The sequence below is a fragment of the Flavobacterium sp. NRK F10 genome (genome assembly GCF_024054235.1).
GTDB classification, from domain to species: Bacteria; Bacteroidota; Bacteroidia; order Flavobacteriales; family Flavobacteriaceae; genus Flavobacterium; species Flavobacterium sediminis.
The window spans coordinates 2,158,847-2,175,372 of the sequence record NZ_JAMXLC010000001.1; the positions used below are offsets into that span (position 1 = coordinate 2,158,847).

Here is a 16,526-nt window from a genome sequence, read left to right on the forward strand (position 1 = left end):
TAAAACTCCTATCTATGATGGGAGTTTTTTATTTTTGTAGTATGGTAGATTATTTAATTGTAGGTTCGGGATTAGCCGGTGTTTGTTTTGCTGAATTTGCGTTGCAAAGCGGTAAAACTATTTTAGTTTTTGAGAATGATTCGCAGCCTTCTTCAATGGTAGCAGGAGGCTTGTATAATCCTGTTGTTTTGAAGCGTTTTAGCGAAATATGGAAGGCTCAGGAACAATTGGATATAGCTTCAGTGTTTTACCCGAGATTAGAGCAAAAACTGGGTGTTACTTTTGATTTTCCGATGCCTATTTTAAGGAAATTCGCTTCTGTTGAAGAGCAAAATAATTGGTTCGTAGCTGCCGATAAACCTAAATTGTCAGCCTTTTTGAATCCTAAGGTATTGCATTATGATTATGATTATTGTCCGGCACCTTATGGCTTCGGAGAGGTATTGCATTCGGGTTATTTAGATATTCAGAAAATGGTGTTGAGCTACAGAGAATATTTAAAGGAAAGAGAATTTTTGGTAAACGATTCCTTTGCATACGATAGCCTAGAAATAAATAATGAATTTGTTTCTTATAAAGAGCATAAAGCTAAACATATTGTTTTTGCTGAAGGTTTCGGTTTGCATCAGAACTCTTATTTTAATGATTTGCCATTAGATGGTACAAAAGGTGAGTTGCTACATATAAAAGCGCCGGAGTTGCAACTAAAAGAAATTATTAAATCGGGCGTCTTTATTTTGCCTGTTGGGAATGAAATCTATAAAGTGGGAGCAACCTACAATTGGAGTGATAAAACGAATTTACCGACAAAAGAAGGCAAAGAAGAGCTGTTGGAAAAGTTAAATGAACTGATTACCTGTGAATATGAAGTAGTGGAACATTTAGCTGGGGTTCGCCCGACGGTTAAAGATAGAAGACCGCTGGTGGGAACACATTACCAATATAATAACGTGCATCTGTTGAATGGTCTTGGTACACGAGGAGTAATGCTAGGACCTTTCTTAGCTCAGAGTTTACTCCGACATATTGAAGAAGGACTCCCTTTGGATAAGGAAATTAACATTGAAAGGTATTATAAAAAAAGAGCTAAATCTTAGCTCTTTTTTCGTTTAGATGTTTTTTCCAGTCTTTATCATAATTGATAAAAAAGTTGATCCATATACTTCTTGAAAGTCTCATGATTACCGGCATAAAAACAACCAATGTTCCTATGATGGCGATAAAAGCTGTTTTCAGGTTTGTTCCGATAAAAACATAAGAAATAATGAATGCAGCCACACTAAAAGCAATTCCCAAAGCATAACTCACATACATGGCACCATAAAAAAATGAAGGCTCAATTTGATATTTTGTATGGCAGTGACTGCAAGTTTCATGCATTTTGTATATCTTGCTGATATGATAAGGATTGGGATCCTCATACATACTCTCTTCGTTGCATTTAGGACAAGTTCCTGTTAAAATGCTATAGAGTTTCGATCCTTTTTTTAACATTTGCAAAAAATTTATACAAAGATACTACAACTTGTATGCATATCTGTAACAATTGTAACAAAAAATAACAATGCTGAATATACATAATTTATCGGTTTCATTTGGAGGGACTTACCTTTTTGAAGAAGTGACTTTTCGTTTAGGTTCAGGAGACCGGGTGGGACTCGTAGGGAAGAACGGTGCAGGAAAATCAACCATGTTGAAGATTTTATCCGGTGATATGAAACCCGATTCCGGAACAATTGCCACTGAAAAAGAAGTCAAGATAGGTTTCTTACGTCAGGATATAGATTTTGAAAGAGGGCGCACGGTTCTTCAAGAGGCTTATCAGGCATTTGAAGAGATTATAAGGGCAGAATTACGCATTGATGACATCAACCATCAGTTGGCTAACAGAACGGACTATGAAAGCGAAATATATCATAATTTGATTGATGAGTTAAGTGAAGTAACGCATCAATACGAAATATTAGGAGGGTATCATTACAAAGGTGAAACCGAGAAAGTACTATTGGGCTTAGGGTTCAAAAGAGAAGAATTCAATAATCCTACCGAGTCTTTTTCCGGCGGATGGCGAATGCGTATTGAACTGGCAAAGCTCTTGTTGCAAAGTAATGATGTTTTACTGCTGGATGAGCCGACCAACCACCTGGATATTGAAAGTATCATCTGGTTGGAGAGTTTCTTAAAGAATTTTCCGGGAGTGGTTGTTATTGTTTCCCATGATAAGATGTTTCTGGATAATGTGACCAACAGAACGATAGAGATATCATTGGGTAAAATTTATGATTATAATAAGCCGTATTCAAAATATCTGATAGCCCGAAAAGAGCAACGGGAAATCCAATTGGCAGCATCTAAAAATCAAGCAAAGAAAATTGAAGAAACAGAAAAACTGATAGAAAAGTTCAGATACAAAGCTTCTAAGGCATCCATGGCGCAATCATTGATCAAAAAACTGGAAAAGGTTGAGCGAATTGAAGTGGATGAAGACGATAATTCAGTGATGTCGATCACTTTTCCGATCTCGGTTACTCCCGGTAAGGTAGTAGTAGAAGCGGAACATGTTTCTAAAGCTTTCGGTGATAAAAAAGTGCTTTCGGATATTTCTCTCTTAGTAGAACGCGGAAATAAAATTGCTTTTGTCGGTCAAAACGGTCAGGGAAAATCAACTTTTATAAAAGCTATTGTTGATGAATTTCCTTATGAAGGAACGATAAAGTTGGGACACAATGTACAATTGGGGTATTTTGCTCAAAATCAGGCAGAATATTTAGATGGCGAAAAAACACTATTGGATACGATGTTGGATGCTGCAAATGATGCAAATCGTTCTAAAGTCAGAGATATGTTAGGTGCTTTTTTGTTCAGAGGAGATGATGTTGAGAAAAAGGTAAAAGTACTGTCGGGAGGAGAACGCAATCGTTTAGCACTTTGTAAATTGCTTTTACAGCCTATTAATGTGTTGTTGATGGATGAGCCTACCAACCATTTAGATATTAAGTCTAAAAATGTTTTGAAAGCAGCTTTACGAGATTTTGAAGGTACATTGTTAATTGTTTCGCACGATCGTGATTTTTTACAAGGATTGACCAATACAGTTTATGAATTTAAAGACCAGAAAATAAAAGAATATTTGGGAGATATCAATTTCTTTTTAGAGCAGCGAAACGCCCAGAATATGCGTGAAATTGAAAAAAGTGATGAAGCTGTTTCTTCCGCAAAACAGACAGTGCAACAAGAAAAGAAAAGTCTTTCTTATGAAGAGCAAAAGAAACAAAAATCATTGCAGAACAAATTGAGCAAAATTGAAAGCCAGATCAATCAGCTTGAAAAAGCAATTCAAAAAGAGGATGAAGAGCTAGCTGTGAACTATGAAAAATTGATGCAGGATAGTTCCTTTTTTGCCGCATACGAACAGAAAAAGAAAGATTTAGACCAATTGATGGAAGACTGGGAAATGGTTCAAATGGAGATCGATGCTATCTAAAACGGGTTATTTAAAAGGATGTCGTTCTTGCCACGAAACGTCTGGTTCAAGTCGAGTAAACAAGGGTTCAATAAAACGATTGATTAGTGAATTGGTGTGAAAAATAAATCCGGACATTTTAACGGCTTGAGCTCCTATGGAACTTTTGATCTCTAATGCCGTTCGTCCGAAAATGATTTTCTTAAAGCCGTTTTCAATTCCGAATTCGGTCATGTTATAAAGCATGTTCAAGTATAAAAGTTTCTCTTTCTGGATTTTTTCGTCATACCCCAGAAAGTACGTTTCTAAAGTTTCATCATTCAGCAATAATGAATGAAAACCAATCAGAACTCCGTCCTTATAATAGCCACAGATTCTGAAGCGGTTGCCGCATTTTTTTTTAAAAGTGGAAAAATGATTCTCAGCTAAAAAGAACGTATTGAACGGTGCATTTAAAGCAACGTAATGATACAATTCATACAGTCGGTCTTCTTCTGCTAAAACATCTTCTAAAAAAAGCTCTTTTATAGCGATTCCTTCAAATTTCTTTCGGGCTCTTTTATATTGATCCCGGTATTTTTTGATAAGGGCACTGGTGTAATCATTCATGCTTTTCCAGTTTGGATGTATCGTGAGAACCATATTGGGTTGCGCTGAAAATTCATAGATGGATCTAAAATCGTGTTTTTTTAACTCTGACGAACAGTCATTGTAAAAATCTTTAAAACTGACCAGATGTATCTTAATCCCTTTTTCTTTAAAATAGGTGATTAAGGCTTCAGCACATTCAACCATTAAACGGCTGATTTCTTGAAAACCGATTGTTTTGTTAAAGGTATATCCGTTTTGTCCGGTAATCATATTGTTGCCTAAGAAAAGGACATGAGAGGCGAAATTTTTAAAAACAAAATTCCGAATACTGGTTTTTAAGCAATGATCCCGTTCTCCGAAAGACTCCAGTTTATTTAGGTCTAAATACTGGGCTAATGCCGTTCCTATTAGTGTTTCTTTTTCAAAAATACCAATAAAGAAACACTCCATATTTACAGGTGCTGATTCTTGCAGGACCTGTAAATAAGGAGTTTGTAAAAAATGATTATAATGCGAAACTTGATCCCAATTTTCTGGTAGATCGTTTACATTCTGAAATATAGTAAAAGTGATATTTTTCAAATTGAAATGTACTGATAAGTGAACCAATTAGTGCCAGCCGCAGATAATGGCTCCCATTATAGTAAGAGAAACGATCCAATAACCACTTGTAATTAAGATGTATTTCCATGATTTTTGTTCAAACAAGCTGTTAACTGCCGTAATCGGGAGTACAAAAAATAAGCCTAAAATAAAGCCATGTAATGCACCGTGTTTGAAGGAAAGAAAACGTTCTCCGTGAACTTGCATGAAGGCAAGGTAAGCTTCATCAGTAACATTTCCTCCTGAAGCTTGCAAAGCACCGATCTGGTGGATGACAAATGTGGGTAACATGAAAGCGATCATGATCGAAAAAAGCAATGTAAGTCCGAAGATCTTGATCATGTTGCCTTGTTTCGCTTTTTCTTCCGTTATACCGGATTCCTGCATCCAGATAGTTCCGAAAACTTTAGGATTATACCAAATAAAACCCACTACAAAGGTAGAAAGTGCTGCTACAATTACAGCAATAGGATTGAATAACATAAGCGTTTAGTTTTTGGTTAGTAAACCAAAGGTAATGAAAAAAAGAAAATGAATGACAAAGTGGCAAATAGTGCTTTTTGACGAAGAAATACCGAATATTAGGTATAAAAATACCCAAAACTAAGTATTGTCCGTATTAGTGGGAGCAGGTAACTTTGGAAAAGACAAAATGGAATAATGAGGTTAATTTGGTAGGGGTATTTAGTTAATTAAATTTTTCATTTTGAAAGCAAGTTAAAAAAGTGATGAGCAACATAGTGAAACTCTTACGATTCAGGTTAAGCTATCCGAAAATTGTATTATCGATTTTCGGGCAGGCTCATTACTTTTTAATTGCTATTTTTCTTTTTAAGCACGATCTGATAGATGAATTAGATAGTCCGCTTCTTTTGGATTTCGATTTTTATTTCATATTATTGTTAAGCGTTTTATTTTCTATAACATGGTTTTTAATGAATATTAGTTTAACGACAGTGCTGTTATTTTTATCTCACGACAAAAAGTACGAAGATGGTTCTGCTATTTTTATTAATACCATGTTTTATTCTATAGCATATTTGACAATTTCTTTGGTTCTTAACTATTTTATGGGGTTAGGGTTTAAACATTTTGTTGTTTTGGCTTATTCTTTTTTGGCGCTAAAAATCGTGTGGAATGTGCTAAAAGGAAAATTTAAAATTACTAATAACAAATCTTAAATAATTAAACTATGGCTATTAATCCAAATTGTGGGGAAGTTATCTCCATTGATGCAGCAAAGAAATTAATTAATGCATTTAAAGTGAAGTATCCGAATGAAATTCAATGTTCGTTCGTAGGAATTGAAAAGGTAAATTTGATATTAAATCAGGAAGGATGTATGGGAATTCGTCTTTATAATGGTTATGATGAAGATCTGGAACGATTTTCTCCCGTTTTAATCGGAGTGGACGCAGAAGGTAATGATATGACGGCTGTAATTATTGATAGAACAGCACCATGTCCACCGGATTGTGATACTAATAGTTTATTAAATAATTAGAGTTTCGTTTTGTCGCCATTAAATATTCTAGCTAATATCTCTTATGTATTCGGAGTATCTTTATTACTCACTTATATGTATAATCATAAAAAGGTAAACCGGGAAACGGTTTACCTTTTACCGTTTTTAGTATTAACATTTGCGGTTAGTATTTTTGACCCTCTCAATCAAAAATATTTCAGGATTTCTACAACTATATGGTATCGTTTTTATTGTCTTATTGAATTTTTTACTGTTTTATATTTTTATTATAAATTATTGGATAATAAAAAGATAGCGTATTTTTTCGGTATTTTGTATTTTTTGGTTTATGCTTATCTGCTCAAAGACTTTTCTTTTGACCAAAAGGTATATGATGATATGCCAATTAATATGATAATGGTATTGATGGTGGTAACATTGAGCGTTCAATGGTTTGTAGAGGTCTTTAAGAAAATGGACGAATCTCCTTTGTATGATCGCCCGGTATTTTATTATATTTCAGTCTTTCTGGTTTTCTATTGCGGAACTTTTTTGGTCCTCTTAATGGCTGATTATTTACGACAGGAAAAATTAGGTATCACCAGTTTTTGGGTGATTATTGCGTTATTGAATGTTATAACAAAAATTGTCTTACTTGTGGTTATTTTAAAATCGCGCTCGAAAAAAACACTAAAGTGAGTTGAAAATTTAGCAACTTTTGTAATTTTGATGCCTAAATAAGAGTCAAATGATACAATATTTGCCCGAATAGCGGCTAATATGAGCATTGTTCTGATTAAAATATGTATAGGTGGATTATTCAAGTCAAGTTGGGAGTTTAATCATAATAGGAACCGGACTAATTGTAATTCTGGTTTTTGTTCTATTGTTTTTGGCCGTTTTTTACCAGACGAATTTACTAAAGATAAAGAGAAAAGAAGCTGAGTTGCTTTTGAAAACCTCTTTGGAAAGTGAAAAAAAAGAGCGCCAACGTATAGCTGCGGATATTCATGACGGAGTTTCCGGTGATTTAAACGCAGTACGGAACTTTATTGCTATTTTACTCCGAACAGAAACAGATGATGAAAAAAAGCAAATGTTCTCTGAGATTAAAGGAGGAGTAGAAGCTGCATTAGAGAATACACGTTTGGTCTCTTATAAATTGATGCCGCCTTTACTGGAAAAAGCCGGCTTTCAGCCTGCATTTAAAGATTATCTCGATCGTATTAATACCAGTGCAGAAGCCATTTTTACTTTAACCGATAACGGTTCAGGATATCAGATACCTGCAGAGCAAGCGTATGAATTGTTCAGAATACTTCAGGAGTTTACTTCTAATATGATGAAATACGGAAAGGTAACGTCTTGTTCTTTTATTTTCAGCGATTCGCCGGAACACTATCAAATCGAGATACAGGACAATGGTATTCCTTTTAATTTCAAAGAGCAATATGCTATATCTAGAGGAGCCGGATTGAAAAATATCAGCTCACGAATTAAAGTTATTGAAGCAGATTTTGAACAAATTCCCGTAGAAAAGGGGAATAAATTTGTAATTTCGGTAAAAAAATAAGAAATGCGTATTGCTATTGTTGACGATCATCAACTATTTCGAAAAAGCTTAGCCCATCTGGTAGATTCCTTTCAGGATGTGGATGTTGTTTTGCAAGCAGGCAATGGAAAGGAATTTTTAGAACAAATAGATTCCGTACCGATCGATTTGGTTTTACTGGATATACAAATGCCGGAGCTCGATGGCTTTCAGACTTGTAAAGTGCTACGGGAAGAATATCCGGATATGTTCATTCTGATCATATCCCAATTAACAACTAAGGAAAGTGTTCACAAAGTTATGGAACTGGGCGCCCACGGATTTTTTACTAAAAATTCAGATCCTAATCAGTTGGAACAGGCTATAAATAGTATAAAGGAAAAAGGATATTATTTCGGAAATGAGCTGGGAACTGTTTTGCGTGAGGCTCTTTTATGGGAAAAGAAAGCTAACCAATCTACGACACATTATGAAGATGCGATACAGCTTACATCCAGAGAAATAGAAATCATAAAATTAGCATCCCGGGAATTGAGCAGTAAAGAGATGGGAAAAATATTGAATATAGCCTCAACTACAGTTGATACACACCGCAAACATATTATCGGGAAAACCAATTCTAAAAATATTGTAGGAGCCGTTATTTATGCGTTAAAGCGAAATTTAATTCAGTTAGATGATATCTGATGATTAATAAAACATATATTTTTTTTCTTTTTCTGAGTTTTGGCTGTTGTTTTTTAGGGTCATGTCAAAAAGAACCGACAACTTTGGAAACAGTGGCTTCATTTCCTAAAGAATTAAAAGAATTATCCGGAATAATAGAGATAGAAAATAAGCTCTATTTGGTAGAAGATAGCAATAATGAAGCCGTTATCTGGGTATTTCATACTGACGGAACGTTCTCCGGAAAGATAGAAGTGAAAGGATTTGAGAACAGAGACTGGGAAGCTTTAACAAGAGATGAGGAAGGAAATCTTTACATTGGCGATTTTGGTAACAATGACAGTGATCGGAAAGACCTCCGGATTTTAAAGATCAATAAAAAAGAGTTGAACCGGAATGAAGTAGTACCAAGTCAGGTCACAACATTCAACTACCCGGAACAAAAACATTTTCCTCCAAAAAAAAAGAAGAAAAGCTTTGATGCAGAAGCATTTATCGTAAAAGGAGATGTTTTCTGGCTTTTTACTAAAAACAAGAATGGCATTTCTCATGTCTATCAAATTCCTAACCGACCGGGAAATTTTAAGGCTATCTTAACGGATACATTGGCACTATCGGTGAAAGACAAACCGGTTATGGTTACAGATGCGGCATTCAATACAACAACACAGACATTGGCTCTATTAGGGCATTCAGTGCTTTTTACAATGCAGTTAAAAACAGACCGATTTCCGTCTGAAGCTGTTACTTCGACTGTAAAACTAAATACTTCACAAAAAGAAGGCGTTTGTTTCGGAAGCAACGAAACCCTTTTTATGGTTGATGAACGTGTGAAAAAGAAAGGGGGGAATTTGTATCGGTTAAAACTAAAAGCCAAACCCTAAACCAAAGGCAATTCTGTTGCCGTCTTCACTATTGAAAAAGGTCAATCGGGCTGTAACAGCATCTAATCCGCTCAACCAAACACCACCTCCCAACGATTGATGCCATTTATCTGAATCTTCGCCGTCTAGCCAAACCCTTCCGTAATCATATCCGGCTAAGATACCATATTGCATCGGAACGATACTTTTAATGTGACCAATGTTCCAGCGGAGATCTGAACTCTGGAAATAAGCAGCATCACCCAGAAAACGTTGATTCCTGAAACCTCTCAGATCATAATCACCGCCCAAAGTAGCTCCTTGATAGAATTCATACGTATTGTTGAATATTTTTTTAATCTTTAATAAAGTCGCCAAAACTACTTTTTTATCAGCGGTTAGTTTATGGCTGAATCCAAGATGACTTTCAAGATACGTGAAGTTTCGTTTGATGTCTGACAAATTAGTTTTCCATTCCGTTGAAAAGGCAAACGTAATGCCTAATCCGGGGTTCGCTTTACTATCATAATTTTCAAAGGCATATTTAAAGCCTGCTCCGGCAAATTGTTGGTATTCAAAAACCCTCGGGTTTATTTCTGTAGAAACATTGATGAAGCGATCGGTTATACCTTCTACTTCAATGTTTTCTACGAATGGCGTAAAACTTATTTCGTTTCCTGTCCTTTCTATCCGTTTAAAGCTCGGAGCTATTTTGAAGGTTTGGATCTTAACGCGATTATAGTTCATGCCAAAGATGTCGTCAAAGTTTTTAGTTTCGTTTCCGTAACCGAAATAATTAATGCTGAAATTCGGTGTCGTATAACGGGCATTAATTTCAACGTTCCAGTTTCCTAAAAGCTGAGTAAAGATGCTGTTATAGAATAGCTCAAATCCTTCTGTTGCAAAATAGTAGTTTCCTTTGAATGAGTGTTTTGAAGTGAAAGGATCTGTTTTGAATCCTTGATACGTGTAAGATAACCCTACTCCCAGTTTAATACCGTCATCAGGGTTGTATCCTATAGAAGGCAAGCCCATAAAAGCACTATATTTTGAAGTTTTTTTATAATGGTATTCATTTAGGTCATAATCATCTTTAAAATGAACGGTGGCATTCCCGGAATTAAGTAAAGTGTTGTTCTTTGATCTGTAATCATAGAGCACTACTTTTTTACCGTTCTCAATATCATAAGTGTCATTATTCTGTCCGCCGATCAGGCGAATCTTTATCGGATGTTTTTCCGTTCCGCTTACTTTAAAAATATCGTCATCATCTAAACCGTAAATCCAGATCTCACAGGTTTCTGAGGCAGAATAAGTTCTGCTGAACTCTTTTTCTATTCCTGTTTTTTTGATACGGTTGATCGTTACCTTCGTTTGTTCATTAGGTAAACGTTCAATAATGAATTCATCTTTTTTATCGGTTCCGGTTAAAATGATCCGTTTGTGCAAGAAGTGATAATATTTCTCGGCATAAGCTGCTAGTTTATCGCGTCTCAACTTCAGTTTTGCAATAATTTCCTGAGTAGTGCCGTCATGATTAATTTCTTTTGGCAGTTGTTCAAAAGTACTATCAATTACCTTATCAGTAAGGTGATCGGCAATAAATTGAGCTTCCTTTTTCCAGTCTTCTGCATCTGCTTTTCGGATAAAGGCTATGTCCAGATTGTGTCCTGCAAAGTTAAACCATTTTTCATCTGGGAAACGGCTCTTAAAATCACTGATATGCCGGGCAGCCGGAATCTTGAGAATCAGGCTTAGCAAGTTACCGTCGACCTTTACAAAAGCCTGGTCCCTGTCTCTGGGAATAGGTTTAAAGAGTACCTGATCTTCGGTTTTATAAACAGACCAGCGCCATTGATCGGCATGTCTGTCCCAATCACCGATCAACATATCAAATAGACGGGCTCTTATAAAAGAAGATTCATCTACCTGATATTTTTCATCTTTTCGGATCTTTTCTAATACATCAGTCGTACTGATAATGTCATCCGGTTTACCAAAGCTCTTTTCGTCACGATGCTCCTCTGTCGGGCGTTCCTCAACCAGATACAAGGTATTGCCATAGGTTTCATTGTACTGTTTTAGTGCTTTTTGTTTCGGAATATAGAACAGTCTCGGATTGGTGTGAAATACACCTACAGCATCTGCCAGATCACCGATAATAAAAGGGGTAAAAGGATGTGCTGTAGTATAAAAGTCAAAAATAAAACGTTCGGTAATCGTGTTTTTGAATTCCTGTTCCACATTCTGATCCTTAAAAGCAACAGTCTGTAAAAAGCGAGTAGCACTTTTTTGCAGTGCTCTCATAACATATTCTTTGCCGGTAGTTGTATCTTTTAACCGGAGTGACATTGATTGGTGTCCCCCTCCGGCAATATCCGTTTCCAGTCCGCCGTATAATGTGTCCAGAGAAGCAACAGGAGCTTCAACGGCTAATCCGTAATATTCCCTGAAATGATGTCCCCATAAGAAAGAGTAGAACTTACTTTTTTCGGTCCATTCTTTAGGGTAAATTGAGGCAGAAACGGTTGGTGGTAAAGGATTTGAATCTGTAAAAGCGGTTTCATCTTTACTGTTTGGTTCCATAATTTTCAGAGCGATCAATTCTTGCAGATCGGCATTATCCGTTCCGTAAAAGCGATTAATCACAGTACCGTCCTGATAAACCTTCATGATGGCAAAACCATTTCCGCCATACGTAAAATCATCTTTTCCGGTTGCCTTTGCCGCTTCTTTTTTTGAACCGGCACCGCTGATGATTTGTTTGATACCTTCCTTCTCAATGTATTGCAGGTTATGATCGTGACCGGAAACGACTATAATATTGTCTAAGTTTTGGATCATAGGTTTAAGCCTTTTAATAAAGGCAGCATATTGTTTGTTTTGAAGATCCTGCGGACTGGCTCCTGTGGTTTTTCGCAATAGATTAATAAAAGAACCTATAACAGGCAAAGGAATCGCGTTGCTTATCGGGAAAAAGTGCTTACGAAAGGAATATTGTCCGCCATGAGCACCGTTGCTAAACAGCGGATGATGGATAGCCAGAATGATCGTTTTATTCTGATTTTTGTTGATCTGGCTGTGTAACTCGTCAAAGAATTCTTCTCGGTTTTTAATCTCACAATCGTCATTCATTTTCGGATGTTGGTTCCAGTCTTCTAAATACCATTCACTGTCAACAACGATTAAGGCTAGATTATCAGTAACGGAAACAGTTGCTATAGGGCAGCCGTCTTTGGGAAGAAAAGCCTTTTTAGAGTCAAAGTATCGCTGTACCATTTTAGCTTCGTCATGAAGCCCTTCTAAGCCACTATACCAATCGTGATTTCCGGGAATAAAGATAGTTTTTCCCTTAAAGTTTTGGGTAATGTCTAGTTGGCGTTGTAATTTTTCTTCAGCCAATGCCCTGGCTTTATCCTTCTTATCAGGTAAACCTTTAGGATAAATATTGTCACCCAGAAAAATAAGAGTGCTGTTCTTGGAAGCCGTTTCCAACTGGTTTTTTAACAAATGCAAAGTTATTGCGCCTTCCGGCTCGTCGGCATTTCCGGCATCACCAATTAAAAAAAAGGTATGGGCGACAGTTAATGTGTCTTCCGATAGACTAAAATCATAGTTTTTAACGTTCTTACCTTCGGAAACGCCCATTGTAGCACAAGAACTTAAGAGGAAACATGACGTAAGGACGCAAAAAACGTGTTTTAAAAAGGTTTTATTATTTGAAAACGCAATGATTTTCATAAATTTATATCATTAAAAGATTATGATGTCTATAATTACAAAATCAGCTTCGTTTGTGGAGCAATTATTCAAAGATAAGTTATCTTCTGCATATTTGTATCATAATTTTACGCATACACAAAATGTAGTACGGACAATTGAAGCGATTGTTGCGTATGAAAAATTAGATGCTGAAACAAAGGAAATTTTATTGGTTGCCGGATGGTTCCATGATACAGGTTATACAGAAAGCATCATAAATCACGAACAGGTCAGCGCAGAAATTGCTTCCAGGTTTTTAACAGAGAACGGAAAAGAAAGTACTTTTATTAAAGACGTAAAAAGAATAATTTTGGCAACCCGGTACAATCATGAACCTGAGGACGAACGGGAACGGATCATGAAGGATGCAGATCATTGCCACTTAGGGAGTATCGACTATCTGACATCATCAGAGTCTCTCCGGAAAGAGTGGGAGCTGACTTGTGAAAAGCGTTTTTCAGATTTGGACTGGAATAAAGAAAACTTACTTTTTTTAAAGCAAAAGCATCATTTTTATACAGAATATTGTAAAAAGTTTTTACAACCGGTTAAAGAAAAGAATATCAAACAAGTTTTGAATACAATCCAAAAGATGGAGGAAAAGAAAGAAACTAAAAAAGCAAAGAAAGAAAAACCGAGCAGAGGCATTGATACCATGTTTCGGGTAACTTTAAATAACCATACCCGATTGAGTGGTATTGCTGATAGTAAGGCAAATATCTTGCTGTCGGTAAATGCTATTATCATTTCGGTAGCTTTGTCAACCATTGTACCGAAATTAGATAACCCTAATAATGCTCATTTGATCGGTCCTACTTTTACTATGGTCATGTTTAGCGTGGTCTCAATTATTTTTGCCATTCTTTCGACCCGACCAAAAGTCACTTCCGGTAAGTTCACACAACGGGATTTAGAAGAACGAAAAGTCAATTTGTTGTTTTTCGGTAATTTTTATAAGATGCCGTTAAAAGAATATCAGGATGCCGTTACTGAAATGATCAATGATAAAGATTATTTATACAATACAATGATCTCTGATCTGTATTATCTGGGGCTAGTATTAGAAAAGAAATACCGATTGTTACGCATAACATACAATATTTTTATGATCGGAATTATTGTTTCAGTTATTGCGTTTGTCGTTGCTTTTAAAATGGCCGGAAATTAAGGGTTGATCTTCAGGAATTCGTCAATAGTAACCTTACTCTTTTCCGGTTTAGCGTTTTCGTGAAGTATGGTAACACGAATTGCATTTAATCCGGAAACTCCTTGTAGATCCTGTACTTCAAATTGCTCGACTTCCGGAGCAATAATGTTTTTGTGTTGCAGGTAGCGAACATATTTCAGGTATTCTTCTTCCTCATGTTTTCCGGAGTACACAATAGTGATTTTTCCCTGAGCGGTAATGCGCTCTTTTTTATTTTTTATGAATGCTTTATCGATGCGCTTTTTGACCACTTCATAGCGTGCATTATACGTGCCGTCGACATCAAAGCGTTTTTCATCCATTCGGAACCGAATAGAGATCGGACTGTTAAAAACCAGGATCAGAGAAGTGACTTCTAGCGGAAATGGCAATTGCGATTTGATCTTATGGTGTTCAATTTCCATTTCACACAGGGTTTGAAATTGCCAAAGTCTCAGGTTCTGAAGATAAAGCAAATCAAATTTTCGTTGCGGTGTTATGGACGCACCGATGTATAAATTATGTTCAACACCGTCTGTTCGGAAACGTTCGTAATAATGCGGATAAATCTTTTGAGCCTCATTTTGTTTTTCATCAATGATCTTAGCCAGCTTTTTATTGATAATAGCCATAGCTTCATCAAATTTTTTACGTTCGGTATACAACAAACCGTTTTTGACATCCAAAGAGTCAAAATAGTGATTGATCTCTTTCTGAATGGCATCATCGTCAAGCTGAATGGTTTGTAGCAGTGGGTGTATTTCCGTGCCGATATACCGTTGGATCTGCTGTTCGATATCAGCTTTCAGATTCCCGCTGATCTCCAGTTGCCAATCCTGTAATTCAAAGATGCGTTGCTCTACAATAGCAAGTTTATGGTTCTTATTAAGTGTGCTGAAAATATCAAGCAGCCATTTTAACTGAACGTTGAGGTCTTTTTTTACGGTTTCGTTTCGGTGTTCCGAAGAGCCTTTGATGTCGATTTGTCCGTAAAGCGGATGGACATCTTTAAAAACAATTTCTTTTAAAGTATACGATTCCTGATTGATCAGGCTGTCGTAAAATTTTTGAGCTTCCTGAGTGAATTTCCAATAAACACTTGGATGTATCGTGGTATATTCCCGCTGGATGATAGCCTCTATCTGATTGTCTCTTTCGTTATTGAAGCGTTCAATGGTGTCAACCAAAAACGGAGTGATCAATTCAATTTTCTGAGCTTCAATACTGTTCAGTGCTCTTGGTGTAGCCGAAACAAATTCTATGATGCCCAGTAATTGATTGTCTTTTACAATAGGAGCTAAAATACAACTCGAAATATTTTTTAATAATAAATTATAACCGAAAGTCTCATTTCCGGAATTCTGAATGTAATTCTGAACGTCAGATATGGTAAAATAAGTCTGTTTCTTTATCAGATTATCATAGGAACCGCCACATAAGAGCGTTTCGCAATCGCAATCTTTTTCATCTAAAAGGAAACTCGAAATAAAACCTTTACTGATAGGAGGTTTCACTAATTTTTTTTCAGTTTGATTGAAGATCATAAAACCGATCCTTAAATCAGGGATTTTAAAAAAAGACCTGAAAATCGATTCAAAACTGTTTTCAAAAATAGTCGGTTCGCTTTTAGTTTTCAGTAAGTTCGTTTTTAAGTTGGAAAGTGAATTTTCCGTTGTACTGTCGAATAAACTAACAATTCCGAATCCTTTTAAGATCCAACTTTCATGCGGAAAATATTTTTTCCACAACTCCAGATCATCATAATTGTCCAGTAACAAATTGATATCCGCTTCGGTCAACATGATCGCTTTGTCCGTTGGTATTACATCCATAAAATCAGCATTGTATAAAATGCGATAATGACGCATAAATCCTTTTTTATCAGGGATATCGTAAAACAAAGGCATGGCAAAATCAACCGTACTATTGAAATAGTGATTGATAATGAGGCAACAATTCATGACATAAAATCGATGTTCGTCAAGATCACGGATGTTGACCTCAAAATTGACACCGGCATTCTGCAAGATGTTTTCAAACCGTTTGGTATAATTGAACGTAAAATTGTGAAAAGGGATAGCTGCGGCCTTTATTTCATTATGCGTTAAAGCGGTGGGAAACAGGTCTGAAAGCAGGTAGCTGATCAACTGACTGTTCTGGCGTATCGTATCGATATTTTCAATTCCGGTGATCAATTCCGGAACTTTTTGTACTTCATCCAGTAATGATCGGGCATAAGCCGAGCGGAACGGAATATCGTTTTGGGCAATATGCTCCAGCATTTCCGTAAGCTTATGAAAGGAAATGAGTGTTTTAAAAGGTGATTCACTGAAGTACGATAAACCCATCCGTCTTAATTTGTACAAAGATACAAA

General features: G+C 36.2%; 14 protein-coding genes. 9 read left to right on the forward strand and 5 right to left on the reverse strand.

From position 1 onward, the window contains the following. Positions 1-14 precede the first annotated feature (14 nt). Entirely contained in the window at positions 15-1,097 is a 1,083-nt protein-coding gene (locus NHF50_RS09850; protein WP_308219316.1) for an FAD-dependent oxidoreductase, read from the forward strand. On the opposite strand, the gene NHF50_RS09855 is transcribed toward NHF50_RS09850, so the two are convergent. Continuing rightward, on the reverse strand, positions 1,087-1,494 hold the full coding sequence (locus NHF50_RS09855) for a DUF983 domain-containing protein (protein ID WP_109569517.1): 408 nt from the start codon (positions 1,492-1,494) through the stop codon (positions 1,087-1,089). The two genes, NHF50_RS09850 and NHF50_RS09855, sit on opposite strands and share 11 nt — an antisense overlap. A gap of 70 nt (positions 1,495-1,564) precedes the next feature. Here NHF50_RS09855 and NHF50_RS09860 point away from each other — a divergent pair, with 70 nt between their 5' ends. Continuing rightward, positions 1,565-3,484, forward strand: a complete 1,920-nt coding sequence (locus tag NHF50_RS09860) for an ABC-F family ATP-binding cassette domain-containing protein (RefSeq protein ID WP_252776130.1) — start codon at positions 1,565-1,567, stop codon at positions 3,482-3,484. A gap of 6 nt (positions 3,485-3,490) precedes the next feature. Here the strand turns inward: NHF50_RS09860 and NHF50_RS09865 are convergent, their stop codons facing one another. Next, a complete protein-coding gene (locus NHF50_RS09865; protein WP_252776133.1) occupies positions 3,491-4,636 on the reverse strand; it encodes a GNAT family N-acetyltransferase in 1,146 nt (381 codons plus the stop codon). A 27-nt stretch (positions 4,637-4,663) separates the two neighbouring features. Next, entirely contained in the window at positions 4,664-5,140 is a 477-nt protein-coding gene (locus tag NHF50_RS09870) for a DUF1761 domain-containing protein (protein ID WP_109569519.1), read from the reverse strand. A 245-nt stretch (positions 5,141-5,385) separates the two neighbouring features. Between NHF50_RS09870 and NHF50_RS09875 the strand changes: the two genes are divergently transcribed. From NHF50_RS09875 to NHF50_RS09900, 6 genes are all read left to right on the forward strand, one after another. After that, entirely contained in the window at positions 5,386-5,838 is a 453-nt protein-coding gene (locus NHF50_RS09875; RefSeq protein WP_109569520.1) for a hypothetical protein, read from the forward strand. 11 nt (positions 5,839-5,849) lie between these two features. Further along, entirely contained in the window at positions 5,850-6,161 is a 312-nt protein-coding gene (locus NHF50_RS09880) for a hypothetical protein (RefSeq protein WP_109569521.1), read from the forward strand. A gap of 75 nt (positions 6,162-6,236) precedes the next feature. Further along, complete coding sequence (locus NHF50_RS09885) at positions 6,237-6,821, forward strand: hypothetical protein (protein ID WP_109569522.1); 585 nt, start codon at positions 6,237-6,239, stop codon at positions 6,819-6,821. A 112-nt stretch (positions 6,822-6,933) separates the two neighbouring features. Then, positions 6,934-7,695 carry a sensor histidine kinase gene (locus NHF50_RS09890; protein ID WP_252776134.1) on the forward strand — a complete coding sequence of 254 codons (762 nt, stop codon included), beginning with the start codon at positions 6,934-6,936 and terminating at the stop codon, positions 7,693-7,695. A gap of 3 nt (positions 7,696-7,698) precedes the next feature. Next, complete coding sequence (locus NHF50_RS09895; RefSeq protein WP_252776136.1) at positions 7,699-8,361, forward strand: response regulator transcription factor; 663 nt, start codon at positions 7,699-7,701, stop codon at positions 8,359-8,361. Positions 8,362-8,444: 83 nt separating this feature from the next. Next, complete coding sequence (locus NHF50_RS09900; protein ID WP_252776137.1) at positions 8,445-9,224, forward strand: hypothetical protein; 780 nt, start codon at positions 8,445-8,447, stop codon at positions 9,222-9,224. On the opposite strand, the gene NHF50_RS09905 is transcribed toward NHF50_RS09900, so the two are convergent. Beyond that, positions 9,207-12,944: a metallophosphoesterase gene (locus tag NHF50_RS09905; protein WP_252776139.1), complete on the reverse strand. Its 3,738-nt coding sequence runs from the start codon at positions 12,942-12,944 to the stop codon at positions 9,207-9,209. The two genes, NHF50_RS09900 and NHF50_RS09905, sit on opposite strands and share 18 nt — an antisense overlap. A gap of 25 nt (positions 12,945-12,969) precedes the next feature. Between NHF50_RS09905 and NHF50_RS09910 the strand changes: the two genes are divergently transcribed. Further along, positions 12,970-14,133 (forward strand): Pycsar system effector family protein, encoded by a 1,164-nt coding sequence (locus tag NHF50_RS09910; protein ID WP_252777332.1) that lies wholly within the window; start codon positions 12,970-12,972, stop codon positions 14,131-14,133. Here NHF50_RS09910 and NHF50_RS09915 read toward each other — a convergent pair. Beyond that, positions 14,130-16,499 carry a GAF domain-containing protein gene (locus NHF50_RS09915; RefSeq protein WP_252776142.1) on the reverse strand — a complete coding sequence of 790 codons (2,370 nt, stop codon included), beginning with the start codon at positions 16,497-16,499 and terminating at the stop codon, positions 14,130-14,132. The two genes, NHF50_RS09910 and NHF50_RS09915, sit on opposite strands and share 4 nt — an antisense overlap. Positions 16,500-16,526 lie beyond the last annotated feature (27 nt).

What these genes read in the sequence shown, in the direction of transcription:
- NHF50_RS09850 (WP_308219316.1), top strand. Translation starts at nt 15, where the DNA reads ATGATGGGAGTTTTTTATTTTTGTAGTATGGTAGATTATTTAATTGTA.
- NHF50_RS09855 (WP_109569517.1), bottom strand. Translation starts at nt 1,494, where the DNA reads ATGTTAAAAAAAGGATCGAAACTCTATAGCATTTTAACAGGAACTTGT.
- NHF50_RS09860 (WP_252776130.1), top strand. Translation starts at nt 1,565, where the DNA reads ATGCTGAATATACATAATTTATCGGTTTCATTTGGAGGGACTTACCTT.
- NHF50_RS09870 (WP_109569519.1), bottom strand. Translation starts at nt 5,140, where the DNA reads ATGTTATTCAATCCTATTGCTGTAATTGTAGCAGCACTTTCTACCTTT.
- NHF50_RS09875 (WP_109569520.1), top strand. Translation starts at nt 5,386, where the DNA reads ATGAGCAACATAGTGAAACTCTTACGATTCAGGTTAAGCTATCCGAAA.
- NHF50_RS09880 (WP_109569521.1), top strand. Translation starts at nt 5,850, where the DNA reads ATGGCTATTAATCCAAATTGTGGGGAAGTTATCTCCATTGATGCAGCA.
- NHF50_RS09885 (WP_109569522.1), top strand. Translation starts at nt 6,237, where the DNA reads ATGTATAATCATAAAAAGGTAAACCGGGAAACGGTTTACCTTTTACCG.
- NHF50_RS09895 (WP_252776136.1), top strand. Translation starts at nt 7,699, where the DNA reads ATGCGTATTGCTATTGTTGACGATCATCAACTATTTCGAAAAAGCTTA.
- NHF50_RS09905 (WP_252776139.1), bottom strand. Translation starts at nt 12,944, where the DNA reads ATGAAAATCATTGCGTTTTCAAATAATAAAACCTTTTTAAAACACGTT.
- NHF50_RS09910 (WP_252777332.1), top strand. Translation starts at nt 12,970, where the DNA reads ATGTCTATAATTACAAAATCAGCTTCGTTTGTGGAGCAATTATTCAAA.
- NHF50_RS09915 (WP_252776142.1), bottom strand. Translation starts at nt 16,499, where the DNA reads ATGGGTTTATCGTACTTCAGTGAATCACCTTTTAAAACACTCATTTCC.